Annotated in this window: 26 protein-coding genes; 17 read left to right on the plus strand and 9 right to left on the minus strand. The window is 64.5% G+C overall.

Annotated features, from left to right (window positions below; genetic code table 11):
• Nucleotides 1-89: 89 nt before the first annotated feature.
• The gene (locus ASD14_RS07235; RefSeq protein ID WP_056131045.1) at nt 90-422 is read left to right on the plus strand and encodes a tRNA-binding protein; all 333 of its coding nucleotides are present in this window, start codon (nt 90-92) and stop codon (nt 420-422) included.
• A gap of 67 nt (nt 423-489) precedes the next feature.
• On the opposite strand, the gene ASD14_RS07240 is transcribed toward ASD14_RS07235, so the two are convergent.
• From ASD14_RS07240 to ASD14_RS07250, 3 genes are all read right to left on the minus strand, one after another.
• Complete coding sequence (locus tag ASD14_RS07240; protein ID WP_056131047.1) at nt 490-1,698, minus strand: acetyl-CoA C-acyltransferase; 1,209 nt, start codon at nt 1,696-1,698, stop codon at nt 490-492.
• 127 nt (nt 1,699-1,825) lie between these two features.
• A complete protein-coding gene (locus ASD14_RS07245) occupies nt 1,826-4,201 on the minus strand; it encodes a 3-hydroxyacyl-CoA dehydrogenase/enoyl-CoA hydratase family protein (protein WP_056131048.1) in 2,376 nt (791 codons plus the stop codon).
• Between the two features lie 84 nt (nt 4,202-4,285).
• A complete protein-coding gene (locus ASD14_RS07250) occupies nt 4,286-4,906 on the minus strand; it encodes a TetR family transcriptional regulator (protein ID WP_056131051.1) in 621 nt (206 codons plus the stop codon).
• A 239-nt stretch (nt 4,907-5,145) separates the two neighbouring features.
• On the opposite strand from ASD14_RS07250, the gene ndk reads away from it, so the two are divergent.
• The 11 genes from ndk (at nt 5,146) to ASD14_RS07305 (ending at nt 16,128) form a co-directional block, all read left to right on the plus strand.
• On the plus strand, nt 5,146-5,571 hold the full coding sequence (ndk, locus tag ASD14_RS07255; RefSeq protein WP_056131054.1) for a nucleoside-diphosphate kinase: 426 nt from the start codon (nt 5,146-5,148) through the stop codon (nt 5,569-5,571).
• A gap of 18 nt (nt 5,572-5,589) precedes the next feature.
• Nucleotides 5,590-6,840 carry a 23S rRNA (adenine(2503)-C(2))-methyltransferase RlmN gene (gene rlmN, locus ASD14_RS07260; RefSeq protein WP_082538788.1) on the plus strand — a complete coding sequence of 417 codons (1,251 nt, stop codon included), beginning with the start codon at nt 5,590-5,592 and terminating at the stop codon, nt 6,838-6,840.
• Nucleotides 6,827-7,657 carry a tetratricopeptide repeat protein gene (locus ASD14_RS07265; protein ID WP_056131058.1) on the plus strand — a complete coding sequence of 277 codons (831 nt, stop codon included), beginning with the start codon at nt 6,827-6,829 and terminating at the stop codon, nt 7,655-7,657. Before rlmN ends, ASD14_RS07265 begins: the two co-directional genes overlap by 14 nt.
• Complete coding sequence (locus ASD14_RS07270; RefSeq protein ID WP_056131061.1) at nt 7,654-8,463, plus strand: helix-turn-helix domain-containing protein; 810 nt, start codon at nt 7,654-7,656, stop codon at nt 8,461-8,463. Before ASD14_RS07265 ends, ASD14_RS07270 begins: the two co-directional genes overlap by 4 nt.
• Nucleotides 8,464-8,542: 79 nt before the next feature.
• The gene (locus ASD14_RS07275; protein ID WP_056131064.1) at nt 8,543-9,172 is read left to right on the plus strand and encodes a tetratricopeptide repeat protein; all 630 of its coding nucleotides are present in this window, start codon (nt 8,543-8,545) and stop codon (nt 9,170-9,172) included.
• Nucleotides 9,173-9,198: 26 nt separating this feature from the next.
• Complete coding sequence (gene bamB / locus ASD14_RS07280) at nt 9,199-10,380, plus strand: outer membrane protein assembly factor BamB (RefSeq protein WP_056131067.1); 1,182 nt, start codon at nt 9,199-9,201, stop codon at nt 10,378-10,380.
• A gap of 105 nt (nt 10,381-10,485) precedes the next feature.
• On the plus strand, nt 10,486-11,886 hold the full coding sequence (der, locus tag ASD14_RS07285; protein WP_056131070.1) for a ribosome biogenesis GTPase Der: 1,401 nt from the start codon (nt 10,486-10,488) through the stop codon (nt 11,884-11,886).
• A gap of 186 nt (nt 11,887-12,072) precedes the next feature.
• On the plus strand, nt 12,073-12,666 hold the full coding sequence (locus ASD14_RS07290; RefSeq protein WP_056131073.1) for an NTP transferase domain-containing protein: 594 nt from the start codon (nt 12,073-12,075) through the stop codon (nt 12,664-12,666).
• Nucleotides 12,659-13,873, plus strand: a complete 1,215-nt coding sequence (gene glp / locus ASD14_RS07295; RefSeq protein ID WP_056131076.1) for a gephyrin-like molybdotransferase Glp — start codon at nt 12,659-12,661, stop codon at nt 13,871-13,873. Before ASD14_RS07290 ends, glp begins: the two co-directional genes overlap by 8 nt.
• A gap of 57 nt (nt 13,874-13,930) precedes the next feature.
• A complete protein-coding gene (moeB, locus tag ASD14_RS07300; protein ID WP_056131079.1) occupies nt 13,931-15,058 on the plus strand; it encodes a molybdopterin-synthase adenylyltransferase MoeB in 1,128 nt (375 codons plus the stop codon).
• 11 nt (nt 15,059-15,069) lie between these two features.
• Entirely contained in the window at nt 15,070-16,128 is a 1,059-nt protein-coding gene (locus ASD14_RS07305; protein WP_056131081.1) for a DUF2272 domain-containing protein, read from the plus strand.
• Nucleotides 16,129-16,161: 33 nt separating this feature from the next.
• On the opposite strand, the gene ASD14_RS07310 is transcribed toward ASD14_RS07305, so the two are convergent.
• The 3 genes from ASD14_RS07310 to ASD14_RS07320 form a co-directional block, all read right to left on the minus strand.
• Nucleotides 16,162-16,362, minus strand: a complete 201-nt coding sequence (locus tag ASD14_RS07310; RefSeq protein WP_056131083.1) for a hypothetical protein — start codon at nt 16,360-16,362, stop codon at nt 16,162-16,164.
• Nucleotides 16,359-17,285, minus strand: coding sequence for an alpha/beta fold hydrolase (locus tag ASD14_RS07315; protein ID WP_200947032.1), 927 nt, complete (start codon nt 17,283-17,285; stop codon nt 16,359-16,361). Before ASD14_RS07315 ends, ASD14_RS07310 begins: the two co-directional genes overlap by 4 nt.
• A gap of 108 nt (nt 17,286-17,393) precedes the next feature.
• The gene (locus ASD14_RS07320) at nt 17,394-17,705 is read right to left on the minus strand and encodes a DUF1244 domain-containing protein (RefSeq protein ID WP_056131086.1); all 312 of its coding nucleotides are present in this window, start codon (nt 17,703-17,705) and stop codon (nt 17,394-17,396) included.
• A 70-nt stretch (nt 17,706-17,775) separates the two neighbouring features.
• Here ASD14_RS07320 and folD point away from each other — a divergent pair, with 70 nt between their 5' ends.
• The 4 genes from folD to tadA all read left to right on the plus strand — a co-directional run bounded on the left by folD (nt 17,776) and on the right by tadA (nt 22,436).
• Nucleotides 17,776-18,636 carry a bifunctional methylenetetrahydrofolate dehydrogenase/methenyltetrahydrofolate cyclohydrolase FolD gene (folD, locus tag ASD14_RS07325; protein WP_082538789.1) on the plus strand — a complete coding sequence of 287 codons (861 nt, stop codon included), beginning with the start codon at nt 17,776-17,778 and terminating at the stop codon, nt 18,634-18,636.
• Between the two features lie 193 nt (nt 18,637-18,829).
• A complete protein-coding gene (guaB, locus tag ASD14_RS07330) occupies nt 18,830-20,287 on the plus strand; it encodes an IMP dehydrogenase (protein WP_056131092.1) in 1,458 nt (485 codons plus the stop codon).
• 83 nt (nt 20,288-20,370) lie between these two features.
• Nucleotides 20,371-21,939, plus strand: a complete 1,569-nt coding sequence (guaA, locus tag ASD14_RS07335) for a glutamine-hydrolyzing GMP synthase (RefSeq protein WP_056131095.1) — start codon at nt 20,371-20,373, stop codon at nt 21,937-21,939.
• Nucleotides 21,930-22,436 carry a tRNA adenosine(34) deaminase TadA gene (gene tadA / locus ASD14_RS07340; protein ID WP_082538790.1) on the plus strand — a complete coding sequence of 169 codons (507 nt, stop codon included), beginning with the start codon at nt 21,930-21,932 and terminating at the stop codon, nt 22,434-22,436. Before guaA ends, tadA begins: the two co-directional genes overlap by 10 nt.
• Nucleotides 22,437-22,466: 30 nt before the next feature.
• Here the strand turns inward: tadA and ASD14_RS07345 are convergent, their stop codons facing one another.
• Nucleotides 22,467-22,925, minus strand: a complete 459-nt coding sequence (locus ASD14_RS07345; protein ID WP_056131102.1) for a DUF2721 domain-containing protein — start codon at nt 22,923-22,925, stop codon at nt 22,467-22,469.
• Nucleotides 22,926-22,989: 64 nt separating this feature from the next.
• Here ASD14_RS07345 and orn point away from each other — a divergent pair, with 64 nt between their 5' ends.
• On the plus strand, nt 22,990-23,559 hold the full coding sequence (gene orn / locus ASD14_RS07350) for an oligoribonuclease (RefSeq protein WP_056131104.1): 570 nt from the start codon (nt 22,990-22,992) through the stop codon (nt 23,557-23,559).
• 6 nt (nt 23,560-23,565) lie between these two features.
• Here orn and ASD14_RS07355 read toward each other — a convergent pair whose 3' ends face one another.
• Complete coding sequence (locus tag ASD14_RS07355) at nt 23,566-24,504, minus strand: mechanosensitive ion channel family protein (RefSeq protein WP_056131107.1); 939 nt, start codon at nt 24,502-24,504, stop codon at nt 23,566-23,568.
• 5 nt (nt 24,505-24,509) lie between these two features.
• Nucleotides 24,510-26,882, minus strand: a complete 2,373-nt coding sequence (gene ppsA, locus ASD14_RS07360) for a phosphoenolpyruvate synthase (RefSeq protein ID WP_056131110.1) — start codon at nt 26,880-26,882, stop codon at nt 24,510-24,512.
• Nucleotides 26,883-26,897 lie beyond the last annotated feature (15 nt).

Genomic DNA, 26,897 nt, shown 5'->3' on the forward strand with positions numbered 1-26,897 from the left:
ACACGGCTGCGGCGTTCCATTTGCAACACCAACGCGAGCAGCGATGCGGGGCACCATGCGCCCTTCGAACTTGAGCGAGCAGTGATCCGATGAACACCATCGAATGGAGCGACTTCGAAAAGGTGATGCTGTGCGCCGGCACCGTACTACGCGTGGAAACCTTTCCGGAAGCGCGCAAGCCCGCCTGGAAACTCTGGGTAGACTTCGGTCCGCACGGCGTACGCAAGACGAGCGCGCAGATAAAGGCGATCTATTCGGCCGAAGAACTCGTCGGATGCCAGATCGTTGGCGTGATCAATTTTCCGCCGAAGCAGATCGGCCCGTTCGTGTCGGAGTTCCTGCTGACCGGATTTCCTACCGAAGAGGGAATCGTGATCACGACGGTGGAGCGTGCGGTTCCCAACGGCGCCCGCATGGCTTGAGGCGTGCGTAGCCTGAAAACCGAAAGGGCAGCCATAGCTGCCCTTTTTTTCTACCTCGACGTTGTACTCAGAGCGCTTCGAAAATACCTGCGGCGCCCATGCCGGTGCCGATGCACATCGTCACCATGCCGTACTTCTGCTGGCGACGACGCAGGCCGTGCACGATCGTCGCGGTACGCACCGCACCGGTTGCGCCGAGCGGATGGCCCAGCGCGATCGCACCGCCGAGCGGGTTGACCTTCGACGGGTCCAGTTGCGAGTCGCGGATCACGGCGAGGGCCTGCGCGGCGAAGGCTTCGTTGAGCTCGATCCAGTCGAGCTGGTCCTTGGTAAGCCCGGCCTGCTTCAACGCCTTCGGAATCGCCGCGATCGGGCCAATGCCCATCACTTCCGGACGCACGCCCGCGACCGAGAAACTCACGAAGCGCGCGAGCGGAACCAATCCGTAATCCTTGATTGCCTGCTCCGAAGCGAGCAGCACGGCACCGGCACCATCGCTCATCTGCGACGAATTGCCCGCGGTAACCGTCCCGCCGAACTGGCCATTGCGGAACACCGGCTTCAGCTTGCCCAGGCCTTCGAGCGAGGTATCCGGACGCGGACCTTCGTCGATTTCCACCAGCGTCTTCTTCAGGCGGATCGCGTTGCCCGCGAGGTCAGGCAGGTGCGAAACGACTTCGTACGGCGTGATTTCGCTCCTGAACTCGCCCGCCTGGATCGCAGCCATGGCCTTCTGGTGAGAGGCGAGGGCGAACGCATCCTGGTCTTCGCGCGAGACCTTCCATTCCTCGGCGACCTTCTCGGCGGTGATGCCCATGCCATAGGCGATGGCGACGTTCTCGTTGTTCGCGAACACGCTCGGCGAGAGCGCGACCTTGTTGCCCATCATCGGCACCATCGACATCGATTCGGTGCCGCCCGCGAGCATCAGGTCGGCGTTGCCCAGGCGGATCTGGTCGGCGGCCAGTGCCACCGCCTGCAGGCCAGACGAGCAGAAGCGATTGATCGTCTGCGCGGCCACCGTATTCGGCAGTCCGGCGAGCAGCGCGCCGATGCGTGCGACGTTCATGCCTTGCTCGCCTTCCGGCATGGCGCAGCCGATGATCGCGTCGTCGATGCGGTTGACGTCGATACCCGGCGCCTGCGCGACCACGCTGCGCAGCACGTGCGCGAGCATGTCGTCGGGGCGGGTGTTGCGGAATACGCCGCGCGGCGCCTTGCCGACCGGAGTACGGGTGGCGGCGACGATATAGGCTTCCTGGACTTGCTTGGTCATGTCGGCTCTCGATTTGTTGGAGCTTGGCGATTTGGTTTTTTGCTCGTTATCCCTGCGAAAACAGGGATCCTTACGCGGAAGCGAAAGGCACTGGATTCCTGCTTTCGCAGGAATGACGAGCAAAGGGTCAGTTGCGCAATGGCTTGCCGGTCTTGAGCATGTGCGCGATGCGCTCCTGCGTCTTTGGCATCTGCGCAAGGGCGACGAAGTGTTCGCGTTCGAGGCGGATCAGCCATTCCTCGTCGACCAGCGTGCCGCGATCGACTTCACCACCGCATAAAACAGTGGCGATACGGGTGGCGATTTCGTAGTCGTGCGGCGAGATGAAATGGCCTTCCAGCATGTTCACCAGCATCATTTTGAAGGTCGCGATGCCGACATCACCGGCGACCTGGATGCGGCGTGCGGGAAGGGGGGGACGATAGCCGGATTCGGCCAGCGCGCGCGCCTGCGCCTTGGCCACGTGCAGCAGTTCGAATGCGTTGAACACGACCACGTCGGATTCGCGGGCCAACTTGAGTGAGCGCGCTTCAAAGGCGGAGGTCGACACCTTGCCCATCGCCACACTTTCGAATGCGGTCTTCAGCTGCGCGAACACGTCGCCGCCCGAGCCTGCGGCTTCCGATGCGCGCACGGCGAGTTCCTTCAGGCCACCACCGGCCGGCAGCAGGCCGACGCCCGCTTCGACCAGGCCGATGTAGCTTTCCAGTGCGAGCACGGTGCGTGCCGCGTGCATCTGGAACTCGCAGCCGCCACCGAGGGCGAGCCCGCGGACGGCCGCGATGACCGGTACCTGTGCGTACTTGATGCGCTGGCTGGTCTTCTGGAAGTTGGCGACCATCGCCTCGAATCCGGCGACGTCACCTGCCTGCAGCAACCCGAGCGCGCCCTGCAGGTCCGCACCGGCGGAGAAGGGCTCCTTCGACTGCCAGATCACCAGGCCGCGGAAGTCGCGCTCGGCGATCGCAATCGCTTCCTGCAAGCCGTTGAGCACTTGGTCGTTGACCGTGTGCAGTTTGGTCTTGAAGCTGACCACGGCGATGTCTTCGCCTTCATCCGCCCACATGCGTACGCCGTCGTTCTCGTACACCGTGCGGCCCTGCGAGAACTTCTCGCCGATCAGCGCATCCGGGAAGCGCTGGCGCGCGTACACCGGATTGGCAGAGCGCGGCACCACCATGTTGCGGCCCGGACTGTAGCTGCCGGCGGTTCCGTGCACGCCTTCGCGGCCGTCGAAGACCCAGTCGGGCAGGGGAGCGCTGCTCATCGCGGCACCCTTCACGATGTCATCGGCGATCCATTCGGCGACCTGCTTCCAGCCTGCGGCCTGCCAGGTTTCGAACGGACCGAGCGACCAGCCGTAGCCCCAGCGGATCGCCAAGTCGACATCACGCGCGGTTTCGGCAATGGATTCGAGATGGAACGCGCTGTAGTGGAAGGTGTCGCGGAAGCAGGCCCAGAGGAACTTCGCCTGAGGGTTCTCGCTTGCTCGCAGCGCGGCGAATTTCTTCGCTGGATCCTTTTCCTTCAGCAGCGCGGCGACATTGACATCGAGTTCGCCTGCGGAAACACGGAAATCCTGCACCTTGAGGTCGAGGACGAGGATGTCCTTGCCCTTCTTCGTGTAGAAACCGGCCCCAGTCTTCTGGCCGAGCGCGCCCTTGTCGATGAGCGCGGATAGCCACTTCGGCGCCTGGAAGTACTTGTGCCATGGGTCATCCGGCAGCGTATCGGCCATGGTCTTTATGACGTGGGCCATGGTGTCGAGACCGACCACGTCCGCGGTGCGATACGTCGCCGACTTCGGGCGCCCGATAGCCGGGCCGGTCAGCGCGTCCACGGTGTCGAAGCCGAGGCCGAACTGTTCCGTGTGGTGCATCGCGGCCAGCATCGAGAACACGCCGATGCGGTTGCCGATGAAGTTCGGGGTGTCCTTCGCATAGACCACACCCTTGCCGAGCGTGGTGGTGAGGAAGGCCTCGAGGCCTTCGAGCACCGGGGCATCGGTGGTCTTTGCGGGAATCAGCTCCGCCAGGTGCATGTAGCGCGGCGGGTTGAAGAAGTGCACGCCGCAGAAGCGATGGCGCAGTTCTTCCGGCAGCACTTCGGCGAGCTTGTTGATGCCCAGGCCCGACGTGTTGGAGGCCAGCACGGTGTGCGCCGGCACGAACGGAGCGATCTTCCGGTACAGGTCCTGCTTCCAGTCCATGCGTTCGGCGATGGCCTCGATGATCAGATCGCAGTCCTTCAGCAGTTCCAAGCCCGTTTCGTAATTGGCCGGCACGATGCGTTCGGCCAGCGCCTTGTCGGCGAGCGGAGCGGGGCTCAGTTTGGCCAGGTTGGCGATCGCTTTCGTCACGACGCCGTTGGGGTCACCTTCCTTCGCCGGGAGGTCGAACAGCACCGTGTCGACGCCGGCGTTGGTCAGGTGGGCGGCGATCTGCGCACCCATCACACCGGCACCCAGAACGGCCGCACGCCGGACAAGTAGATTGTTAGACATGTTCAGCAAGTCCTTGTTGTTAAAAGGATCCGTGCTCCGGTTTGTAGCAACCTGGGCAGGGAAAAAGAGATTTGGGCGTACCGCTTACGGACTCCGGAAACCGGCCGCAGCGAAGTGGATGAGTTCCCGCGCAGCGCGCTCACGATGAGCCGCTTCGGTGACCCCGGTCGGGCGGCGGATCAGCCCGAAATCGGCCATTGCATACGTGAGCGAACCAACCAGGATATCCAGCCGCCAGTACAGCGAATCCTTGGCAAGGCCGGGAAGGCAGGCGGAAATGGCCTTGGCGAACTCACGCAGCACGTGGCCATAGTGCTCGGACAGGAACTTGCGCAGCGCGTCATTCTTCTCCGCGTATGCACGCGCCACCATCCGCGCGAAAGCACTGCCGTGGCGATCCTGTGCGATCGCCAGCGCCGGTTCGACGAAGGCGGCGAGGATGGGTTCAAGTTCGCCGGGGTGTTCTTTCACGGCGACCTTCAAGCCCGCCAGCCGCTGCTGGCTCATCTCGTCCATGCGTCGGCGGAAGACCTCGTTAACGAGGTTTTCCTTGCTGCCGAAGTGGTAGTTGACCGCGGCGATATTGACGTCGGCGCGGCTGGTGACCTGACGCAAGGACGTACCAGCAAAACCGAACTGGGCGAAGAGTTCTTCGGCCGCTCCGAGGATGCGGTCCTTGGTCGAGAAGGGTTGGGGCGTGGCCATTTTGTTCGTGCGCTCAATGGACAGATTCAAACGTGCGTTTGATGCTGGGCCATACGCCACCGCACGTCAACTCCCGCGTTCACCGTGCGGTGGTGAAAAAAGCTCCAAACCGATCCGCATATCGGCTAGAATTCGTACCAGCCATATCGGCTAAACCCGCGATTCGACGCGGGTTTTTCTGTTATTCTCGGGCCGGACAAGGATCTGTCCCGCTGCCCGCCTATCCGGAGAAACATCCCATGGCGCTGGAGCGCACCCTTTCGATCATCAAGCCCGATGCCGTCGCCAAGAACGTCATCGGCGAAATCTATTCGCGTTTCGAAAAGGCCGGCCTGAAGGTCGCCGCCTCGAAGATGAAGCAGCTCTCGCGCGCCGAAGCCGAAGGCTTCTATGCCGTGCACCGTGAGCGTCCGTTCTTCAACGCGCTGGTCGAATTCATGATCAGCGGTCCGGTGATGATCCAGGTGCTGCAGGGCGACAACGCCGTGCTCAAGAACCGCGAACTGATGGGCGCCACCAATCCGAAGGAAGCCGCGCCGGGCACGATCCGCGCCGACTTCGCCGACAGCATCGACGCGAATGCGGTGCACGGTTCGGACTCGCTGGAGAATGCGGCGATCGAAATCGCCTACTTCTTCCCGGCCACCGACGTGTACGCCCGTTAAGGCGAAGTGACTGAAGCAATGACCGCCTCCGGCAACAACACGATCGAACTCAAGCTGGGCGACGCAGTCGCGCGGGTCACAGGTTCGCTCGCTCCAGCGGCGGACGTTGCTGCGAAAAGCGCATCGGAGTCGAAGAAGACGAACATCTTCGACTTCGATCGCGCCTCGCTCGAGCGCTTCTTCGAGGAAGACCTCGGCGAGAAGAAGTTCCGCGCGCACCAGGTGATGAAGTGGATCCACCACCGCTACGTCACCGACTTCGCCGAGATGACCGATCTCGGCAAGGTGCTGCGCGCCAAGCTGGAAGAGCGCGCCGTCGTGCAGGCGCCGCAGCTGATTTTCGACAAGGCATCCACCGACGGCACGCACAAGTGGCTGCTCGGCATGGATCCGAAGAACGCGATTGAGACCGTCTACATCCCTGACAAGGGACGCGGCACGCTGTGCGTGTCCTCGCAGGTGGGTTGTGCGCTCAACTGCCAGTTCTGTTCGACCGCTACGCAGGGGTTCAACCGCAATCTGTCGACCGCCGAGATCATCGGCCAGGTCTGGATCGCGGCACGCCACCTCGGCAACGTTCCGCACCAGCAACGCAAGCTCACCAACGTGGTGATGATGGGCATGGGCGAGCCGCTGGCGAACTTCGACAACGTCGTTCGCGCCATGAGCATCATGCGCGACGACCTGGGTTACGGCCTGGCCAACAAGCGAGTCACGCTGTCGACGGCCGGCATGGTGCCAATGATCGATCGGCTCGCAGCCGAGAGCGACGTATCCCTCGCGGTTTCACTGCATGCGCCGAATGACGAGCTGCGCAGCGAACTGGTTCCGCTCAACAAGAAATACCCGATCGCCGACCTGATGGACGCCTGCGTGCGCTATGCGCTGCGCAAGAAGGGCGAATCGGTGACGTTCGAATACACGCTGATGAAGGGCGTCAACGACCAGCCGCAGCACGCGCGCGAGCTCGTTCGCCTCATGCGCGAATTCGAACGCCGCGTGCAGATGAAGGATGCGGCGAAGGTCAACCTGATTCCGTTCAATCCGTTTCCGGGTACGCGTTTCGAACGTCCGGATGATGAAACTATCCGCGGCTTCCAGAAACTCTTGAACAACGCCGGCATGATCGCGCCGGTACGCCGCACGCGCGGTGACGACATCGACGCCGCCTGCGGCCAGCTCAAGGGGCAGGTGATGGATCGCACCCGCCGCCAGGCCGAATTCCGCAAGCGCCTGAGCGCGCAGGAAGCGGGCGATGCCGCTGCGTAATGTGCTAATGCTCGTGTTCCTGATCGCAGTAGCTGCTACCGGCGGCTGCGGTGGAAAGAGTTATGTGAGCACCAGTCTCGGCAAGCAGCATCACATCGAACCTGCGGTTAACCGGATCAGCGAGAGCAAGGGCAGCCGCAATGGCGCGGCAAGCATGGAGCGCGACCTCGCGGAGACCGAGCGCTATCTGTCCGTCGGCGATTTCGCTGCCGTGAAGCGCATGACCGCCGCCATCCTCAAGCGCCAACCCGCTTCGGCCCAGGCTCATACCTATATGGCGATCGCCCTGGATCAGACGGGCGACTCCACGGGCGCGGGCACGCACTACCTTCGCGCAGCGGAAGCGGCGCCCAGCAATGGCGCCGTGCTCGGCAATTACGGCATCTGGCTGTGCGAGCAGGGGCGTGCAGCCGAAGCGCTGGGCTGGTTCGACCGCGCGCTCGCGGTTCCGGCTTACGCGGACTCGCCGGTGATCCTCGCGAACTCCGGCATGTGCGCTGGCAAGGTGGGACAGCAACAGCGTGCGGAACGTGAACTGCGTCGCGCGATCGAGCTCGATCCGGAGAATCCCGTAGCGCTTGGCGCCCTCGCACGACGCGAATTCGAGGCTGGTAACGCGTTCGGGGCACGGGCATTTTCGGAACGGCGTCTCGCTGCTGCACCAGCTGATCCGGAGGCGTTGCTGCTTGCGTCACAGATTGAACAAAAACTCGGCGACAGCGCTGCAGCTGCGCGCTACGTTTCGAAGCTGAAGACGGAGTTCCCCGATGCAAAGGAAGCACGGAGCTCCGCAAATGGGGATGGTGGCAGGCAATGACTGGCTCTAACGATCAGACCGTACCAGGCGTCGGCCCGGGCTGCGGCGCCGCCCTTCGGCAGGCGCGCGAGGCGGCTGGTAAATCCATCGAACAGGTGGCCGCACAGCTGCACATGACGGTGCGCGCCGTCGCCAATCTCGAAGCCGACGACTGGAGCTCGCTGGGAGCGCCAGTATTCGTGCGTGGCCAGCTGCGCAGTTATGCGCGACTGCTGGGTGTCGACATCGAGCCCTACATCGAGCAGGCATCGATTGCCGCAGTGGCTCCGTCGACGATTACCAGCCACACCCACACTCCAGGTTACCAGCGCTTCGCCGAACAGATCGGACGCCGCGCCATCTATGTGGCCATCACCGCCGCCATTGCCGTGCCGGTGTGGCTGGGCACGCGCTCGCATTTCGGCAACAGCGAACTCGCCGTGCAATCGCTCGATGTTCCCGCGACGCAGACCGAAGAAGTCGCGGCGCCAGCGCAGGCCACGCCCCAGCGAACGCCGCTCGTGGCGTCCATCGCTTCCCTGCCTGCCGCGCCGCAGGCGCCTGCCGCGTTGACGATCACGTTCAACGGTGACAGCTGGGTCGAAATTCTCGGCGCCGACAACCAGGTGCTCGAGCGTGGCCTGCTCACCGCTGGGCAGCAGCGCAGCTACAAGCCTGGCGAACTCGGCCGGGTGAAACTTGGCAACATCGACGCGGTCGAAGTGAAGCGCGCGGGTGTTGCGGTCGACCTGGGACCGTTCAGCCGCGCGAATGTGGCGCGCTTTACGTTATCCTCTGACGGTTCCCTCGCGCCGGTCGCCAACTGACCCGCGTCGCGGGTCGACTTCCCACCGGCGGACAGCCGGTTTCTGACCAACCCTGCCTTTCCGGGCGGGGCGAGATTCCATGGCGATCGACGAACTCCTAGACGAACACGAACAGAGCGAGCGCGTCCGCGAATGGCTGCGTCGCAACGGCAGCGCTCTCATTCTCGGCATCGCACTCGGCCTCGCGGCCATCGGCGGATGGCAATGGTGGCAGCGCCACCAGACCAACAAGCAGTACGAAGCCGCTGCCAACTACCAGGCCGCCGTCGACGCCATCAAGGCGAACGACAAGGCTGCGGCCGGCAAGGTCAACGGTCTCCCGGACGGCATGTTCCGCACACTGGCGCAGCTTGAACTCGCGAGGTCGCAGGTGCAGGCGAACCAGAATGAAGCGGCCATCGCGACGCTGCGTGCGATCCGTAGCGAAGACCCCGCGCTTGCTGCGATCGTCAACCAGCGCCTGGCGCGGCTGCTGATCGATTCCAAGCAGGCGGATGCCGCGCTCAAGCTGGTGGCGAATGGGGATTCGCTCGCCACGCTGGAAGTGCGTGGGGATGCGCAGATGGCCCTCGGCCAGCGTGAGCAGGCGCGCGACAGCTACAGCAAGGCCCTGCTCAAGGCCGAAGTCGGTACGCCCCAGCGTCGCGTGCTCGAGCTGAAGCTCACCGATGCCGGCGGTACTCCCCCCAAGACCGAGAGCCAGTCCTGATGACGTCTACCCGCACGACTTTCCGCATGCCGGCCGCTCCGGTGCTGTTGCGTACTTCCGCCGTGCTGCTGTGTGCTTTCGCGCTCGGCGGCTGCTCCACCGTCAAGGGCTGGTTCGGCGGAAAAAAGGACGAGAAGCCCAACGAACCCGCCGAACTGACCGACTTCACCCCGTCGGTGACCGTCAGCAAGATCTGGTCAGCGCAGGCAGGCAAGGGTGAAGGCCGCGTCGGCGTTCGCCAGGGGCCGACCGTGGCCGATGGACGTGTCTATGCCGCCGCCGTGGAAGGTGGTGTCCGTGCATTCGACCTGCAGACCGGCAAAACGGTGTGGACTTACGAAAGCAAGCTGCGCCTCTCCGGCGGTCCAGGTGCGGGCGATGGTCTCGTGGTGGTCGGCGGCCTCGACGGCGAAGTGATCGCGCTCGATGCGGCGACCGGCGCCGAGAAATGGCAGGCGAAGTTGCCAGCTGAAGTCATCGCGGCGCCGGCGATTGGTCTTGGCAGCGTCTTCGTGCGTTCCAACGACGGGCATGTCACGGCATTCGACGCGGCCAGCGGTGAACGTCGCTGGTTCTGGGTGTATGAAGTTCCGGCGCTGAGCCTGCGCGGCAACGATGCCGTCGTGCTTGGCCCGGGCTACGTGTTCTCCGGTAACGACGACGGGTCGGTCACCGCGTTGTCCGCTGCCGATGGCCACACGCTCTGGAACCTCCCAGTCGCGCAGCAGGAAGGCCGCAGTGAGCTCGACCGCCTCGCCGACGTCGACGGGACCCCGGTGCTGGACGGCAGCACGCTCTACGCAACCAGCTTCAAGAAGCAGACCGTCGCGATAGATGCTCCGAGCGGCCGCGCGATCTGGGTGAGCCAGTTCGGTGGCGCCGGTCGCCTGGGGGTGGGGAGCGATCGCCTGGTCGTTTCCGATCCGGCCGGTAGCGTCCACGCACTCGACAAGGCCAGCGGCGCATCGCTGTGGCAGCAGCCGGCGCTCGCACGCCGCCTCCTGACGTCCACGGCCGTGCAGGGTGACTACGCGGCGGTCGGCGATTACGACGGTTACCTGCACTGGCTGAAGCTCGACACCGGCGAACTGGCCGCGCGTGCCCGCGTGAGCGGCAAGGCGCTGCGTGGCTCGCCCGTGGTGGCCGATGGCATTCTGGTAGCGCAGGACATCAACGGCGAACTGGCTGCGTTCCGCCTCGGCCAGTAACATCCCGTTGGTTCCTCTCCATGACCCCGGCCCGTGGCCGGGGTTATTGTTTATGCGGTTCGTCCGGTTCGCTCCCCGACCCGCACCCTTGATTGGCAGGTTTGCATGCTCCCCCTCGTCGCCCTCGTGGGCCGTCCCAATGTCGGCAAGTCCACACTGTTCAACGCGCTGACGCGTACCCGTGATGCACTGGTGCACGACCAGCCGGGCGTGACGCGCGACCGCAACTACGGCGTGTGCCGGCCGGAAGGCCAGCGCCCGTTCGCCGTGGTCGATACCGGAGGTATCGCTGGGGAGGAAGAAGGCCTGGCCGGCGCCACTGCACGCCAGGCCCGCGCCGCAGCGGAAGAAGCCGACCTCGTCCTGTTCGTGGTCGATGGCCGCGAAGGCCCCTCCGCGCTCGATGACGACATCCTGCAATGGCTGCGCAAAGCGGCGCGTCCGACCGTGCTGGTGATCAACAAGACCGACGGCATCGACGTGCGCGCCGCGATGGCGGAGTTCGCACGCTATGGCTTCAGCGACGTCACCGCGATTTCCTCCGCGCATCGCGTCGGCATCGACGACCTGCTGGACGACATCCAGGAGCGCCTGCCGGAAGAGGGCAGTGCGATCGTGCCCGACAACGACCCGGATCGCATCCGCGTCGCCTTCATCGGCCGCCCCAACGTCGGCAAGTCGACGCTGGTGAATCGCCTCCTCGGCGAGGAACGCATGATCGCGTCGGAAGTGCCGGGCACGACGCGTGACTCGGTTTCGATCGACATGGAACGCGACGGCCGCCTGTACCGCCTGATCGACACCGCCGGCCTGCGCCGCAAGTCGAAGGTCGAAGAAGCAGTCGAGAAGTTCTCGATCGTGAAGACCCTCGCCGCGATCGAGGAATGCCAGGTCGCCGTCGTGATGCTGGATGCAGGCGAAGGGGTCACCGACCAGGACGCAAGCGTGCTCGGTTACGCGCTCGACGCGGGCCGCGCGCTGGTCGTTGCGGTCAACAAGTGGGACGGACAGACGGAATACCAGCGCCAGCAGACGGAAAACCTCCTGGTGCGAAAGCTGGCATTCGTGGAATGGGCCGAAACGGTCCGCATCAGCGCCAAGCACGGATCCGGCTTGCGTGAGCTCTTCAACGCCATCCATCGCGCGCATCGTTCTGCAACGACCGAGCTGGGCACGAGCGAGGTGACCAAGGCGATGGAAATCGCCTACGAAACCAATCCGCCGCCGGTCGTTCGCGGCCACGTGGCGAAGATGCGTTTCGCGCATCCGGGTGGCACCAATCCGCCGACCTTCATCATCCACGGCACGCGCCTGCGCACGCTGAGCGAAAGCTACAAGCGTTACCTGGAGAATTTCTTCCGAAAGCGCTTCAAGCTGGTGGGCACGCCGGTGCGCTTCGTGTTCAAGGAAGGCACCAATCCGTACGAAGGCAAGAAGAACGTACTGACCGAGCGACAGGTGGCGAAGAAGCGACGGATGATTCGCCACGTGAAACGCGGCAAGTGACGCAATGGCGCGTTCGCGTCGCGAACGCCTCGGCCATTGCGTCATCCATGCGAAGGCGGGGATCCAGCGATTTTGCTTTCCGCTTTGGTTTCGCTGTTAGTTTCAGACTACTGCCAGCACACCCAGGTCGATGGAAAGCCAGAAATCGCCTAAGTAAAAAGCCATTCGCGGCAAACGCCGTCATCGATGAATCCCGATAGCTCCCAGATCACCCTCGGCATTCTTGCCGGAGGACGCGCCACCCGGCTCGGCGGCCTCGACAAGGCCTGGATCGAGCGCGGCGGTATCCCCCAGGTACTGCGCTGGCAGCGCCGCTTCGCGAGTGAAACCACCGCATTGCTCGTCAGCGCGAATCGCGATTTGTCCCGCTATGCAGAAGCCGGATTGGAAGCCGTCACCGACCGCTTCACGGATGACCTCGGCCCCATCGCCGGCCTCGACGCGTTGCTCCACACCTGCCGCACACCCTGGGTGCTGACGCTTCCTGTCGACCTCGTCGGTGTCAACGAGTGCCTCGTTCCAAGCCTGTGCTCCAGTCGCAGCGACAACGGCGCCTTCGCCATCGATGCAGACGGCCCGCAGCCGCTGGTGGCCTTGTGGCGTGTCGAGATGGCCTCACCGGCGATCGCGACTGCGATCGGGCAGGGCAACGGAGCCATCCACGCATTGCATACAACACTCGGCATGGCCCCCGTGCGATTCGAAGGCGTACGCTTCGGCAACCTCAACACACCCGAAGACCTGCTCGCGGCCGGCGCTACAGCCATCCCTCATGATTGATTTCCACATCAGCCTGTCGTTCGATGAAGCCTTGGCACTGCTGCGCGATGTAGCCGCTCGCCATCGCCTCGACACCGAATCGCTGGCCTTGTCACGCTGCCACGGACGCGTGCTGGCGGAAGACATCGACGCACCCATCGCGCTGCCACCTTTCGACAACAGCGCGATGGACGGCTTCGCGCTCCGCCATGCGGACCTACAGGACGCGAACACGATTCTGCAGCTGACCGGCGAGCAGTTCGCCGGCAATTCGCACGAGCTCTCCGTGCAACCAGGCGAATGCGTGCGGATCACGACGGGCGCGCCGATGCCGACAGGTGCCGACACGGTGGCGATCAAGGAGAACAGTCGCGTCGAAGGCGCTGCGGTGATCGTCCTGACGCCACCAACGCCCGGCGCAAACGTGCGCCGCGCAGGCGAGGACGTGCGCGAAGGCGAGCGCGTCCTGCGTTCAGGTGAAGTGCTCACCCCGGCGCGCGTGTCGCTCGCGGCTTCGCTGGGTATCTCATTGCTGCGGGTGGCGCGCAAACCAACCGTGGCGGTGTTCACTACGGGCGACGAACTGGTCGAGCCGGGAATGCCGCTCGCCGCCGGCCAGATCTACGACAGCAACCGCGATCTGCTGATGGGGCTGCTGCGCGCGGATGGACTCGAACCCACGGCCTGGCCGCGTTTGCCCGACGATCCGAAACAAGTGGAGATCGCCCTGCGTGATGCGGGCTGCGCCTTCGACCTGATCATTACCGCCGGTGGCGTGTCCGCCGGCGAGAAGGATTACCTCCCGGGCGTGCTCGCGCAGTTTGGCGAAACGCACTTCTGGAAAGTGAAGATGAAACCCGGCATGCCGTTGCTGTTCGGCAGCCTCGACCAGGCTCGCGTGCTGGGTCTTCCCGGCAATCCCGTATCGGTGCTCGCGACATACCTGACGTTCGGTCGTGCGTTGATCGATGGCTTGCAGGGACGCATGGAAGCCCGGCCCGCATGGCAGGCGCAACTCGTCGCCCCCCTGGACAAGTCCCACGCACGGCGTGAGTTCATCCGCGGCCGTGTTTTCAGCGGGCCGAACGGCGCGTTGCACGTCGATGCGAATCCGGCCACGGGTTCGCATCGCCTGCGTGCCGTTGCGGATTCCAACGCGCTCATCGTCGTGCCCGAAGGGCCGCAGCACTTCGCGGCGGGCGAAGTAGTCGAAATCCTGCCGCTGTAGTCCGCGGCAACATCCCGCGCGTTGGCGCGAACCCGCCACGGCGCCGATAATCCTGCCATGGGCATCCCAACGATTACTCCGAAAGAAGCCCTGCAGCGGCAACAGGCAGGTGCAGTGCTCGTCGACGTGCGCGAGGCGCACGAGCGCGCGACGGGCTTCGCGATGGGCGCCGTCGGCATCGCACGCGCGGAACTCGAAGCCGACCCGCAAGCCGTGCTGCCGGACACCGACACCGAGGTTCTGCTGATCTGCCAGTCGGGCGCGCGTTCGCTGAAGGCCGCCGAAGCGCTGCGGGCAGCCGGATATGGCCATCTGGTTTCCGTCGAAGGCGGCACCACGCGCTGGATCGCCGAAGGCCTGCCAATTACCCGGCCCGACGTCGACAGTGATTTCTACGATCGCTATTCCCGCCACCTGCGCCTGCCCGAAGTCGGCGAGGCAGGGCAGCGCCGCCTCGAAGCCGCACGCGTGGCGATGGTCGGCGCGGGCGGTCTGGGCTCGCCGGCCGCGTACTATCTCGCCGCCGCGGGTGTAGGCACGCTGGTGCTGGCCGATGACGACGTCGTCGATCGCAGTAACCTGCAGCGCCAGATCCTGCACACGGAAGCGCGCATCGGCGTTCCCAAGGTCGAATCGGCGCGCGCCGCGCTGTCTGCATTGAACCCTCGGGTGAAGATCGAGGCGTTCGCCGAGCGCATCACCGCCGCGAACGTCGAACGCCTGATCGCCGAGGCGGATGTCGTGGTCGACGGCGCCGACAACTTCCCCGTGCGCTATCTCCTCAACGACGCCTGCGTGAAGCTGCGCAAGCCGCTCGTGTACGGCGCCGTGCATCGTTTCGAAGGGCAGGTGAGCGTGTACGACGCCGGGCGCCATCGCGGACAGGCGCCGTGCTACCGCTGCCTCTTCCCCGAACCGCCGCCGCCCGAAGCCGCACCCAACTGCGCGGAAGCTGGCGTGCTTGGCGTGCTGCCGGGTGTCATCGGCCTGCTGCAGGCTACCGAGGCGATCAAGCTGATTCTCGGCATCGGCGAACCCCTCGCGGGACGCCTGCTGAATTTCGATGCGCTGGCGATGCGTTTCCGGGAGACCCGGTTGCGCCCCGACCCGGACTGCGTCGTGTGCGCGCCGGGGCGTGAATTCCCCGGTTACATCGACTATGCGAGGTTCTGCGCGGGCACCTGAGGAGGTTGCGGATGGCCGATAGCGGGAAAGAAGCGGGTTCGCCCGCCATTCGTTTCACTTCCATCGCGCTGGGCGGCCTGCTGGCCGCCTGCCTCGAAATGGCCCCGGGCCCGGCTACGGCGGCGCGGGTCTGCGAGCGCATTCCACAGTCGCCGCCTTCCTACGCTTCGCGCATCGCCGCGGTTGCGTGCGCGGAAAACTCGCTCTGGTACAGCCCTTTCATCGATGAGCAGGGCCGGCTGGCCAGCCTGTCGGTGGCGGAGACGGAGCGGGTGCGCCTGCAGGATGGCGCAACCCTCGCTTGGCAGCGCGTCGCCGAATACTGGAAGGGCAGCGGACTGCTCGCGCAGATGTCGTACTTTCCTGGCGCGAACGACTGTAGCTATGGCGAAACGCAACATCTGCCCGCGGCTTCCTGCCGCGCGTTTCTCACCGACACGCCGTGGTCGGCGGCGTTCGTGTCGTTCGTGATGAATCGAGCCGGATTGCCGGGCTTCAGTGCTTCGGCAAGCCATATCGATTTCATCCGCGATGCCTACGCGAATCCGGGTTCGCCATACGCGCTCCATGATCCGGACACCACCACGCCGGGCGCGGGCGACCTGCTTTGCTTCAGGCGCGGCGGCACGCCGATCGGTCCGCAGGGATTGCGCGAGATGCTGGCCAGCGGCTCGGCCGAAGGCATGAACATGCATTGCGACATCGTCGTTGCAGCCAATCCGGGCGGCGACGGCAAGCTCTATCTCGTCGGCGGCAACGTGCTGCAGGGCGTGACGATGCGCGTGCTACCGCTCAATCGCAGCGGAATGATCTGGGGGCTGCCGCGCAAGACCAGCAATCCCGTCGACTGCCAGCCCGGCAATGCCGCCGCCTGCAGCTTCAACCGCCAGGATTGGGTGGCGCTGTTGAAGCTGAAGCCACTGCCTGCGCCGAGTGGCCCGTTGCCGATGCCTGACACGCTGTCGCAGCAGTGCTGTACGCAGTGTCCGTTGCCAATGCCCGCCGACATGAAGCGATGCCCGGTGCTCGAACGGCCCGTGGACATGCAGCCGGGATCGAGCGCGCCGTAAGCGGCACCCGCTCGGTCGCGGTTCGTGCTGCGGTCAGACTGCGCGTTCTATCCCACTCCGGCGCCGCGGCTTCGCGCGCGGATCGAGCTGTACATGGAGCACGGCATTGCAGTGAATGCAGCTGTAGCTCAGGCAGCGCACGTCGTCGTTGCCATTGTTCTGGCCGACGATGGTTTCAATGCGGACATGCAGCAGTCGCTTGCCGCATTTGGGGCATTCACCTTGGTGGGTCATGTGGATTTTCTCCGGCTCGGGCGGGGATTGGATCGCGGATTGCGCATGGCCCGCGCGTCCGGTGCCGGGCGGGAATTCAAGGTCGGAGGCTTCTTCGCACCGGTACGGGAGCGGCGTGCGGTTGGAGTCTTCCTCGATACGGTCGCTACGCCGCCGCCGAAACCTGGCGTGGCGAAGAACAGTTTCATCGTGCGCGCCAGCGCCGACGAGAATGCGATGCTGCTGTGATCCGCAGTCCGCAATTGCAGCACCTTGGGCGGGCGGGGCAGGGAGTTGATCAACCGCTGCGTGTTGGCCGCGGGAATCACGGTGTCCTGCCCGGCGCGCACCACCAGGATCGGTCCGGTGTAACGCGACAGGTTCGAAACCGAGTCATAGCGCTCTCGCGCGAGCAGGTGGATCGGCAGCCAGCGGTAGTGCGCCTGGCCAACATCGGCGAGCGTGTCGTACGGGGTGACCAGCGCCAGCCGGCGTACGGGACGGCGTGCCGCCACGTGCGCAGCGACGCCCGAACCCAGGCTGCGCCCGATCACGTCGATACCGATGTCCGGATGCAACCGCTGCACGTGGTCGAACAGGGCGAGCGCATCGCTGGTGATACCGGCTTCGGTCGGCTCGCCTTCGCTCGCGCCGAACCCCCGATACGCCATCAGATAGATCGTATGCTGCGGGAACCAGCGGGCAAACCGATCGCGATTGACCTGCACGGGTTCGGCATTTCCGCCGAAATAGATCAACGCTTCTCGCCGTCCCGGATTGACGACCCATCCACGCAGCGTGACGCCGTCGTGTACGAGGGCGAAATCCGTATGTTCCGCGGCGACCCGCGTTTCATGCGGGCAATACACCAGGTCCCGCTGCCGCGCATACATCAGGCCGCAAAGGCCGAGGTACACCAGTGGCGGCAAGGCGAGCCAGAACATGGGCCAGGCGCAATACCTGTTGGCGGCCCGTCGCGGGCCCTGGATGAAAGCCTAGCGGCAGCAGCGTGAGCCGGATGCATAGCGCACGGCTCGCCCCCTTCGCGTTGGCTAGTCCTTGTGCAAACGCTGTGCTGCCTCGAACGCGGCCAGCTGTTCGGGGGTGGCTTCGCGCTGGTGCCTCGCCTTCCATTGCGGGAAGGGCTCGCCGTAGACCGCTTCGCGGGCCTCGTCCCTGGTCATGGTGATGCCCCGGTGTTCGGCTGCGTCGCGATACCAGTCGGCCAGGCAGTTGCGGCAGAAGCCGGCGAGGATCATCAGGTCGATGTTCTGCACGTCGGGCCGTTCCTTGAGCAAATGATCGCGCAGGCGGCGGAATACGGCGGCTTCGATCTGGGTGGTTTCGAAATCGGTGTCGGTCATGGCGGGGCGGGTGTAGCGGACGATGGGCGATAATGTGCGCCTTCCTCGCTCCCCACGGCCAGCGCCACGCATGACTGCCCGCATCCTCGACGGCAAACGCATCGCCGAAGACCTGCTCGACAACCTGAAGGTGCAGGTCGATGCCCGCATTGCCGCCGGCGGGGCCGCCCCGGGGCTCGCGGTGGTGCTCGTGGGCAGTGATCCGGCGTCCGCGGTGTACGTGAAAAACAAGCGTCGCGCGGCGCAGAAGGTGGGCATCCGCGCCATCGACTACGACTTGCCGGCGAACACGTCCGACGAGGAGCTCCTCGCCCTGATCGACCGGCTCAATGCCGACCCGCAGGTGCACGGCGTCCTGGTCCAGCTGCCATTGCCGGGACACCGCGACGCGACGCAGCTGATCCACCGCATCGACCCGCGCAAGGATGTCGACGGTTTCCATCCGGAAAACGTTGGCCACCTGGCCCTGCGCCAGTTCGGCCTGCGCCCATGCACGCCGCGCGGCATCACCACGCTGCTGGCCTATACCGACCGTGCCGTGCGAGGCCAGAGCGCGACGATCGTGGGCGTGTCCAACCACGTCGGCCGGCCGATGGCCCTGGAACTGTTGATCGCGGGCTGCACCGTAACCAGTTGCCACAAGTTCACGCCGCCTGCCGTGCTGGAGCAGTCGGTCCGGAACGCCGACATCCTCGTCGTGGCCGTGGGCCGTCCGCAGCTGATCCCTGGCGAATGGGTGAAGCCGGGCGCCGTGGTCATCGATGTCGGTATCAACCGGCTCGACGACGGGCGTCTGGTGGGCGACGTCGGTTTCGAAGCCGCGGCCCAGCGCGCGAGCTGGATCACGCCGGTGCCCGGCGGTGTGGGGCCGATGACCGTGGCGACCCTGATGCAGAACACGCTGGAAGCGGCTCAGGCGGCCGATCGATAGTCTGAAACCAGTCCGAAGCTGGTGCTGCGGCGCGTTCGGGCTTGATGGCGTGTGAAGTCGGGTCGGGGCGCGGTCCCGCAAAAAGCGCTGCAAGCGGGTGTTCCAACGCGCTGCAGCGGGTTCGGGCTCTATGGCGTGTGAAGTTGGGTCGCGGCGCGTTACAATGACGCGCTTCATCCATCCGGGACCGCCCATGCTGCGTATCCAGGCTGAAGCGCTGACTTACGACGACGTCTCTCTCGTCCCTGCGCATTCTTCCGTCCTGCCCAAGGACGTATCGCTCTCCACCCGCCTCACCCGCAGCCTGACCCTGCGCCTGCCGATCGTCTCGGCGGCGATGGACACGGTGTCCGAAGCCCGCCTCGCCATCGCGATGGCCCAGCTCGGCGGCATCAGCATCATCCACAAGAACATGAGCCTGCAGGCGCAGGCCGCGCAGGTCGCGCACGTCAAGAAGTTCGAGGCCGGCGTGATCAAGGAGCCGTTCACCGTCGGTCCCAATACGACGATCGGCGAAGTGCTCAAGCTCACCCGCGCCCGCAACATCTCCGGCGTGCCGGTGGTGGAAGGCGGCACGCTGCTCGGCATCGTCACCAGCCGCGACATGCGCTTCGAGACCAAGCTCGACGATCCGGTCCGCCACATCATGACCAAGAAGGATCGCCTCATAACGGTACGCGAAGGCGCCAGCGATGAGGAAGTCGTGCAGCTCCTGCACAAGCACCGCATCGAGAAGGTCCTGGTGGTCAACGACGGCTTCGAACTGAAGGGCCTGATCACCGTCAAGGACATCCAGAAGAAGTCCGACAATCCCAACGCCGCCTACGACAGCAGCGAACGCCTGCTGGTCGGTGCCGCGGTCGGCGTCGGCGGTGATACCGAAGCGCGCATCGAAGCGCTCGCCGCCGCAGGCGTCGATGTCGTGGTGGTCGATACCGCGCACGGCCATTCGCAGGGCGTGCTCGATCGCGTGCAGTGGGTGAAGAAGAACTTCCCGCAGCTGCAGGTCATCGGCGGCAACATCGTCACCGGCGACGCCGCGCTCGCATTGATGGATCACGGCGCGGATGCGGTGAAGGTCGGCGTTGGTCCGGGCTCGATCTGCACCACGCGCATCGTGGCTGGTGTCGGCGTCCCGCAGGTCACCGCGGTGGACATGGTGGCCGAAGCGTTGCAGGACCGCATTCCGCTCATTGCCGATGGCGGCATCCGCTACTCGGGCGACATCGGCAAGGCGATCGTCGCCGGCGCGTCCTCGGTGATGATCGGTGGCCTGTTCGCAGGCACCGAGGAAGCACCGGGCGAAGTGGAACTGTTCCAGGGCCGCAGCTACAAGAGTTATCGCGGCATGGGCTCGCTGGGCGCGATGGAGCAGGGCTCCAAGGACCGTTACTTCCAGGACGCGAGCGACGCCGACAAGCTGGTGCCCGAAGGCATCGAAGGCCGTGTGCCGTATCGCGGTCCGTTGCGTGGCGTCGTCCACCAGCTCGCGGGTGGCCTGCGCGCGACGATGGGTTACGTCGGCTGCGCGACTATCGAGGAGATGCGCAAGAAGCCGTCCTTCGTGAAGGTCACCAGCGCGGGCACGCGCGAGAGCCACGTGCACGACGTGCAGATCACCAAGGAACCGCCGAACTATCGCGCGAGTTGAGATTGAACGAAGAAGGGAGACGTCAGTTTCCCTTCTTCGTTTTCGGACCCACGTTTCGAAACCATAGTGTCCATGCACTGCCCATGACGACGAACATCCACAGCGACAAGATCCTGATCCTCGACTTCGGCGCGCAGTACACGCAGCTGATCGCCCGCCGCATCCGCGAGATCGGCGTCTACTGCGAGGTCTGGGCGTGGGACCACGATCCGGCGGAAATTGCCGCATACGGTGCGAAGGGCATCATCCTGTCCGGCGGTCCCGAGTCGACGACGCAGTTCGGCGCGCCCAAGGCACCGCAGCAGGCTTTCGACAGCGGGCTGCCAATCCTCGGCATCTGCTACGGCATGCAAACACTGGCTGCCCAGCTAGGTGGTGCCACTGAAGCAGCCGACGCACGCGAATTCGGCCATGCCGAAGTGGATCTGGTCGCAACCGATGCATTGCTCGGCGGCCTGAGCGACCACGACGGCGAGCCGCGCATCGACGTGTGGATGAGCCACGGCGACCACGTCGCGAAGGCGCCGCCGGGCTGGACCGTCACGGCGGTGACCGATCGCATTCCCGTCGCCGCGATGGCGAACGAGGAGAAGCGCTGGTACGGCGTGCAGTTCCATCCGGAAGTGACGCACACCAAGCAAGGCCAGGCGCTGCTGCGCCGCTTCGTGGTCGACATCTGCGGCTGCCAGACGCTGTGGACCGCGGCCAACATCATCGAAGACCAGATCGCGCGCGTGCGCGAGCAGGTCGGCTCGGATGAAGTCATCCTGGGCCTTTCCGGCGGCGTGGATTCATCCGTCGTCGCCGCTCTGCTGCACAAGGCGATCGGCACGCAGTTGACCTGCGTCTTCGTCGACACCGGCCTGCTGCGCTGGAACGAGGGCGACCAGGTGATGGCGATGTTCGCCGAACACATGGGCGTGAAGGTCATTCGCATCGACGCCGCGGATCGGTACTTCGAGAAGCTCAAGGGCGTCGACGATCCGGAAGCCAAGCGCAAGATCATCGGCAATCTCTTCATCGACATCTTCGACGAAGAGTCGGCGAAGCTCAGCAACGCGAAGTGGCTGGCGCAGGGCACGATCTATCCGGACGTGATCGAGTCGGCGGGCAGCAAGACCGGCAAGGCGCATGTGATCAAGAGTCACCACAACGTGGGCGGCCTGCCGGAGAACATGAAGCTCAAGCTGGTCGAACCGCTGCGCGAGCTGTTCAAGGACGAAGTGCGCCGCCTCGGCGTCGAACTCGGCCTGCCGCGCGAGATGGTCTACCGCCATCCGTTCCCGGGTCCGGGCCTGGGCGTTCGCATCCTCGGCGAAGTGAAGCGCGAGCATGCGGAGCTGCTGGCCAGGGCCGACCACATCTTCATCGATGAGCTGCGCAAGTCGGGCTGGTACGACAAGACCAGCCAGGCATTCGCTGTATTCCTGCCGGTGAAGTCGGTCGGCGTGGTCGGCGACGCGCGGGCCTACGAATGGGTGATCGCGCTGCGCGCGGTCGAAACCATCGACTTCATGACCGCGCACTGGGCGCACCTGCCGTATGAGCTGCTCGGCACCGTGTCCAATCGCATCATCAACGAACTGCGCGGCGTGTCGCGGGTTGTCTACGACATCAGCGGCAAGCCGCCTGCAACGATCGAGTGGGAGTAAGCGGAGTCGTTTGCGTGACTGTCGAGCTTCATGATGACGAACACTGGATGCGCCACGCTCTCGAGCTGGCGCATCGCGCGCAGCACGAGGACGACGAAATCCCCGTGGGTGCCGTGCTCGTTTCCGCTGACGGTGAAATCCTTGGCGAAGGCTGGAACCGCAACATCGCCGAAAGCGATCCAACCGCACACGCCGAGGTCGTTGCCATGCGCGCGGCGGGTGCGAAGCTGGGCAACCATCGCCTGATTGGCACCACGCTCTACGTGACGCTCGAACCTTGCGCGATGTGCGCGATGGCAATGGTGCACGCCCGCGTCGGTCGCGTGGTTTATGGGGCGAGTGATCCGAAGACGGGCGCAGCCGGAAGCGTCTTTGACCTGCTGACGGATCCGCGCCACAACCATCGCGTCGAAGTGCGCGGCGGGGTGCTGGCCGAGGAAGCCAGCCAGCGGCTCACCAACTATTTCCGGGTCAAGCGCGGCAAGCCACCGCTGTAAGCAGTCGCACTGCTGACGAGATAGGGCAACTCAGCTGCGCTTGCGCGCAAGTTCCTGATCGAGCTCGATGGCGAAGCTGCGCACCGACAGACTGACTTCCATCCCCAGCGCCAGGCTGGCGAGCAGCAGCAGGGACACGCCGAATACGGCAAGGACGGTCGGCAACACGCCAAGTCGGAAGCCCAGGAAAGCATCGACGGCCAAGGCCAGGCTTGTGCCAACGAAAGCGCCTAGCCCGCCATACAACAACTGGCAAGCGCGCAGCACCAGTTGCGCGCGGCGACGATGATTGAGGATCTGCAGATCGCGCTCCGCTCGATCGGGGGCCTCTTCTTCCCAGGCCAGGACGAGTGAGCGCAGCCGATCGACGACGCGTGCCAATCGGTTATTGGCTGAAATGAGCAGCGACCCCGTTGCCGCCATCAGCAAGGCCGGGGCGAGCATCGATGTGAGGATGGCGTAATGACCGATGGAAGTCGGATCGAGCATGGCGGTGTCGGCGATCTGTGCAGGCTGGGATATGATGCGGCGTCCTGACGATTAGTGCGAGCGCATGGCAGCCCATCCGCATAAGGAACAGAGACTGATCTGGATCGACCTCGAAATGACGGGGCTCGATACCGTGAACGATTCCATCCTCGAGATCGCCACCGTCGTGACCGACGCGCAACTCGAAATCCTCGCCGAGGGACCGGAGCTGGCGATCGCGCATCCGGTCGAGCGACTGCAGGCGATGGACGAATGGAATCGCAATCAGCACGGCAAATCCGGTCTATGGCAGCGCGTGCTGGAACAGGGTGTGGCAATGCAGGAAGCCGAGCAGCGCACGCTCGATTTCCTAGCGCAATGGGTGCCGGCGAATTGCTCGCCGATCTGCGGCAACTCGATCTGCCAGGACCGCCGGTTCCTGTATCGCTGCATGCCGCGGCTGGAAAAATATTTCCATTACCGCAATCTCGACGTCAGCACGATCAAGGAACTGGCACGCCGCTGGGCGCCGGACATCCTCAACGGCGTGCGCAAGGAATCCAAGCACACGGCTCTCAGCGATATCCGCGATTCCATCGACGAACTGCGGCATTACCGCACGGCGATGGGAAAGCTCGGCGGACTGTCGACGTAACTGCGGTTATTTTCGGCCGCTGCTGGAACTGCCGGGCGGCTTCGGCATGTCGCCGTCATCCACCACCGAGCGCGCCAATATCTCCGCCAACGGCCGGCCATCGGCATCGCGGTGATAAACGTGCAGGTCGCGTTGCGGATAGGGGATATTGAGTCCGCGTTCCACGAGTCCATCGCGAACCGCTGCGACCAGTTCACTCCGCGCGTTCCCGTAATCCGGCGTATTCACCCAGGCGCGCAATTCGAGATTCACGCTGCTTTCTGCCAGCGTGGTCACGAGCGCTTCCGGCGGCGGAGCCGCCAGCACCAGCGGATTGGCGCCAGCGACTTCGAGCAGGACTGCACGCGCGGCCTTCAGGTCATCCTCGTAGCCCACTCCCACGGCCAGGTCGATGCGACGCTGTGGGTTGGCAGTGAAATTGATGATGGGCGCGGTCGTGATCAGGCTGTTCGGAACGACAACCACACGATTGTCGGTCGTCCGCAGCTTCGTCTGGAACACACGGATCTGGTCGACCGTGCCTTCGAGGCCCGCGGCCTGCACGAAATCGCCGACATGGAAGGGACGCTGCACGATCAGCATCACGCCCGACGCGATGTTGGATAGCGAATCCTTCAGGGCCAGACCGATGGCGAGGCCAGCCGCGCCAAGCACCGCCATCACCGACGTCGTCGGCACGCCCAGCGACTGCAGCGCAGCCACGATCACGATCACCAGCATCGCCGCATAGGCGATATTGCGAAGGAAGCCACGCAACGTGGCTTCCATGTGTGCGCGCTCGAATGCGCGATCGAGGGTTTTCGAAAGACGGCGCGACAGCCACATCCCCAGCAGCAGGATGACGATGGAGCCGAGCAGCTTCAGCCCCCACGCCTGCGCTAGGCCGAGGAGGTCGAAACTTTTCAGTCTGTCCAGCGACTCCCCGACCTTCGCTTCGATCAGCATCCGCGTCAGCCCGCCTTGACCTTCGCCAGGCGCAGCCAGGTATCGACGACGGTATCGGGATTTAGCGAAACCGATTCGATCCCTTCCTGCATCAGCCATTCGGCGAGATCAGGATGGTCGCTCGGACCTTGGCCGCAGATACCGACGTACTTGCCCTTGGCGCGCGCCGCCTGGATGGCCATTGACAGCAGCTTTTTCACAGCCGGATCGCGCTCGTCGAACAGCCCGGCCACGATCGCCGAGTCGCGATCGAGTCCGAGCGTGAGCTGGGTAAGGTCGTTCGAACCGATCGAGAAGCCGTCGAAGATGTCTAGGAATTCGTCGGCCAAGAGCGCATTCGACGGCACCTCGCACATCATGATGATCTTGAGATCGTCCTTGCCCCGCTTGAGCCCATTGGCCTCCAACACCTCGACCACCTTGCGACCTTCACCGAGCGTGCGCACGAACGGGATCATGACCCAGCAGTTGGTCAGTCCCATGGTCTCGCGCACCTTCTTCACCGCGCGGCATTCCAGTGCGAATGCGTCCTTGAAGCTCGGATCGACGTAACGACTCGCACCGCGGAAGCCGATCATCGGGTTTTCTTCATGCGGCTCGTAACGCGAACCGCCGAGGAGATTGGCGTACTCGTTCGACTTGAAGTCGGACAGGCGCACGATCACCGGATTCGGCGCGACTGACGCGGTAATCGTGGCGATACCTTCGGCAAGGCGGTCCACGTAGAAGTCGACCGGACTGCCGTAACCGGCGATCTTCGCGTCGATCTTCTTCTTCGTCTCGGCATCCTGCGTGTCGTATTCGAGCAGCGCTTTTGGATGGATGCCGATGTGGCTGGCGATGATCATTTCCAGACGCGCAAGGCCGATGCCGGCATTGGGCAGCATCGCGAAGTCGAACGCGCGCTCGGGGTTGGCGACGTTCATCATCACCTTGAGCGGAGCGGGCGGCATCTTGTCGAGATCGGCGACGTTGCGCTCGAAGGGCAGGGCGCCGGCATAGATGTACCCGGTGTCGCCTTCGGCGCAGGAAATGGTGACTTCCTGTCCATCCTGGACGGTATCGAGTGCGTTGCCCGTCCCCACGACTGCGGGTACGCCAAGTTCACGCGCGATGATCGCGGCGTGGCAGGTGCGACCCCCACGGTTGGTCACGATGGCGGCGGAACGCTTCATCACCGGCTCCCAATCGGGATCGGTCATGTCGGCGACGAGGACGTCGCCCGGCTGCACGCGATTCATGTCATCGAGCGAACGCACGACGCGCGCGACACCGCTGCCGATCTTGTTGCCGATGGCGCGACCTTCGGCAATCACTTCACCGCGCTTGGTCAATGCGTAGCGTTCGATCTGCGTCGCATGCGCGCGCGATTTCACCGTTTCAGGACGAGCCTGGACGATGAAGAGCTTGCCGCTCACACCGTCTTTCGCCCACTCGATGTCCATCGGGCGACCGTAGTGCTTTTCGATCACGAGCGCCTGCTTGGCGAGTTCGTGCACGTCTTCATCATTGATCGAGAAGGTGTTGCGCAGATCGGCCGGCGTTTCTTCGATGCGCACGCGTTCGCCCGGCTTGTCCGAATACACCATGCGCTGCTGCTTGGCGCCGATCGAACGGCGCAGGATCGCCGGCTTGCCCTGCTGCAACGTGGGCTTGTAGACGTAGAACTCGTCGGGATTGACCGCGCCCTGCACGACCATTTCACCGAGACCGAAGCTCGATGTGATGAAAACGACTTCGCGGAAACCGGATTCGGTGTCCAGCGTAAACAGCACGCCGGAAGCACCTACGTTCGAGCGCACCATCAACTGCACGCCCGCCGAAAGGAACACGTCTTCGTGCCTGAAGCCATGGTGCACGCGGTAGGCGATCGCGCGGTCGTTGTAGAGCGACGCGAAGACTTCCTTGACCTTGCGTACGACGTCGTCGGCACCCGTCACGTTGAGGAAGGTTTCCTGCTGGCCGGCGAAGCTGGCGTCGGGAAGATCTTCCGCGGTGGCCGAGGAACGCACTGCGACGGCGACTTCGCCGCCGCCGTTTTCATTGCAGAGCTGCCTGTAGGCCTTGCGGATGTCCGCATCGAGATCGGGTTGCAGCGGAGCTTCGGTCACCCAGCCACGGATTTCCTTGCCCGCGACGGCGAGAGCCTGCACGTCCTCTACATCGAACGACGCCAGCTTGTCGTAGATGCGCTGGTGCAGGTTGTTGTGCGCAATGAACGCCTTGAATGCTTCGGCCGTCGTTGCGAAGCCGCCGGGAACCGAGACGCCGAGATTCGCGAGGTTGCCGATCATCTCGCCGAGCGAGGAGTTCTTGCCGCCCACGCGGGCCAGGTCGGACAGGCGAAGCGCGTGCAGCCAGAGGATGTTCTCGTTCAAGACGAAGCTCCGTGG

It is taken from the genome of Lysobacter sp. Root494 (genome assembly GCF_001427225.1).
Taxonomy (GTDB): Bacteria; Pseudomonadota; Gammaproteobacteria; order Xanthomonadales; family Xanthomonadaceae; genus Agrilutibacter.

Excerpts from the sequence above, each read along its gene's own strand:
- ASD14_RS07235 (WP_056131045.1), top strand. The coding sequence starts at position 90 with ATGAACACCATCGAATGGAGCGACTTCGAAAAGGTGATGCTGTGCGCC.
- ASD14_RS07240 (WP_056131047.1), bottom strand. The coding sequence starts at position 1,698 with ATGACCAAGCAAGTCCAGGAAGCCTATATCGTCGCCGCCACCCGTACT.
- ASD14_RS07245 (WP_056131048.1), bottom strand. The coding sequence starts at position 4,201 with ATGTCTAACAATCTACTTGTCCGGCGTGCGGCCGTTCTGGGTGCCGGT.
- ASD14_RS07250 (WP_056131051.1), bottom strand. The coding sequence starts at position 4,906 with ATGGCCACGCCCCAACCCTTCTCGACCAAGGACCGCATCCTCGGAGCG.
- ndk (WP_056131054.1), top strand. The coding sequence starts at position 5,146 with ATGGCGCTGGAGCGCACCCTTTCGATCATCAAGCCCGATGCCGTCGCC.
- rlmN (WP_082538788.1), top strand. The coding sequence starts at position 5,590 with ATGACCGCCTCCGGCAACAACACGATCGAACTCAAGCTGGGCGACGCA.
- ASD14_RS07265 (WP_056131058.1), top strand. The coding sequence starts at position 6,827 with ATGCCGCTGCGTAATGTGCTAATGCTCGTGTTCCTGATCGCAGTAGCT.
- ASD14_RS07270 (WP_056131061.1), top strand. The coding sequence starts at position 7,654 with ATGACTGGCTCTAACGATCAGACCGTACCAGGCGTCGGCCCGGGCTGC.
- ASD14_RS07275 (WP_056131064.1), top strand. The coding sequence starts at position 8,543 with ATGGCGATCGACGAACTCCTAGACGAACACGAACAGAGCGAGCGCGTC.
- bamB (WP_056131067.1), top strand. The coding sequence starts at position 9,199 with ATGCCGGCCGCTCCGGTGCTGTTGCGTACTTCCGCCGTGCTGCTGTGT.
- der (WP_056131070.1), top strand. The coding sequence starts at position 10,486 with ATGCTCCCCCTCGTCGCCCTCGTGGGCCGTCCCAATGTCGGCAAGTCC.
- ASD14_RS07290 (WP_056131073.1), top strand. The coding sequence starts at position 12,073 with ATGAATCCCGATAGCTCCCAGATCACCCTCGGCATTCTTGCCGGAGGA.
- glp (WP_056131076.1), top strand. The coding sequence starts at position 12,659 with ATGATTGATTTCCACATCAGCCTGTCGTTCGATGAAGCCTTGGCACTG.
- moeB (WP_056131079.1), top strand. The coding sequence starts at position 13,931 with ATGGGCATCCCAACGATTACTCCGAAAGAAGCCCTGCAGCGGCAACAG.
- ASD14_RS07305 (WP_056131081.1), top strand. The coding sequence starts at position 15,070 with ATGGCCGATAGCGGGAAAGAAGCGGGTTCGCCCGCCATTCGTTTCACT.
- ASD14_RS07310 (WP_056131083.1), bottom strand. The coding sequence starts at position 16,362 with ATGACCCACCAAGGTGAATGCCCCAAATGCGGCAAGCGACTGCTGCAT.
- ASD14_RS07315 (WP_200947032.1), bottom strand. The coding sequence starts at position 17,285 with ATGTTCTGGCTCGCCTTGCCGCCACTGGTGTACCTCGGCCTTTGCGGC.
- ASD14_RS07320 (WP_056131086.1), bottom strand. The coding sequence starts at position 17,705 with ATGACCGACACCGATTTCGAAACCACCCAGATCGAAGCCGCCGTATTC.
- folD (WP_082538789.1), top strand. The coding sequence starts at position 17,776 with ATGACTGCCCGCATCCTCGACGGCAAACGCATCGCCGAAGACCTGCTC.
- guaB (WP_056131092.1), top strand. The coding sequence starts at position 18,830 with ATGCTGCGTATCCAGGCTGAAGCGCTGACTTACGACGACGTCTCTCTC.
- guaA (WP_056131095.1), top strand. The coding sequence starts at position 20,371 with ATGACGACGAACATCCACAGCGACAAGATCCTGATCCTCGACTTCGGC.
- ASD14_RS07345 (WP_056131102.1), bottom strand. The coding sequence starts at position 22,925 with ATGCTCGATCCGACTTCCATCGGTCATTACGCCATCCTCACATCGATG.
- orn (WP_056131104.1), top strand. The coding sequence starts at position 22,990 with ATGGCAGCCCATCCGCATAAGGAACAGAGACTGATCTGGATCGACCTC.
- ASD14_RS07355 (WP_056131107.1), bottom strand. The coding sequence starts at position 24,504 with ATGCTGATCGAAGCGAAGGTCGGGGAGTCGCTGGACAGACTGAAAAGT.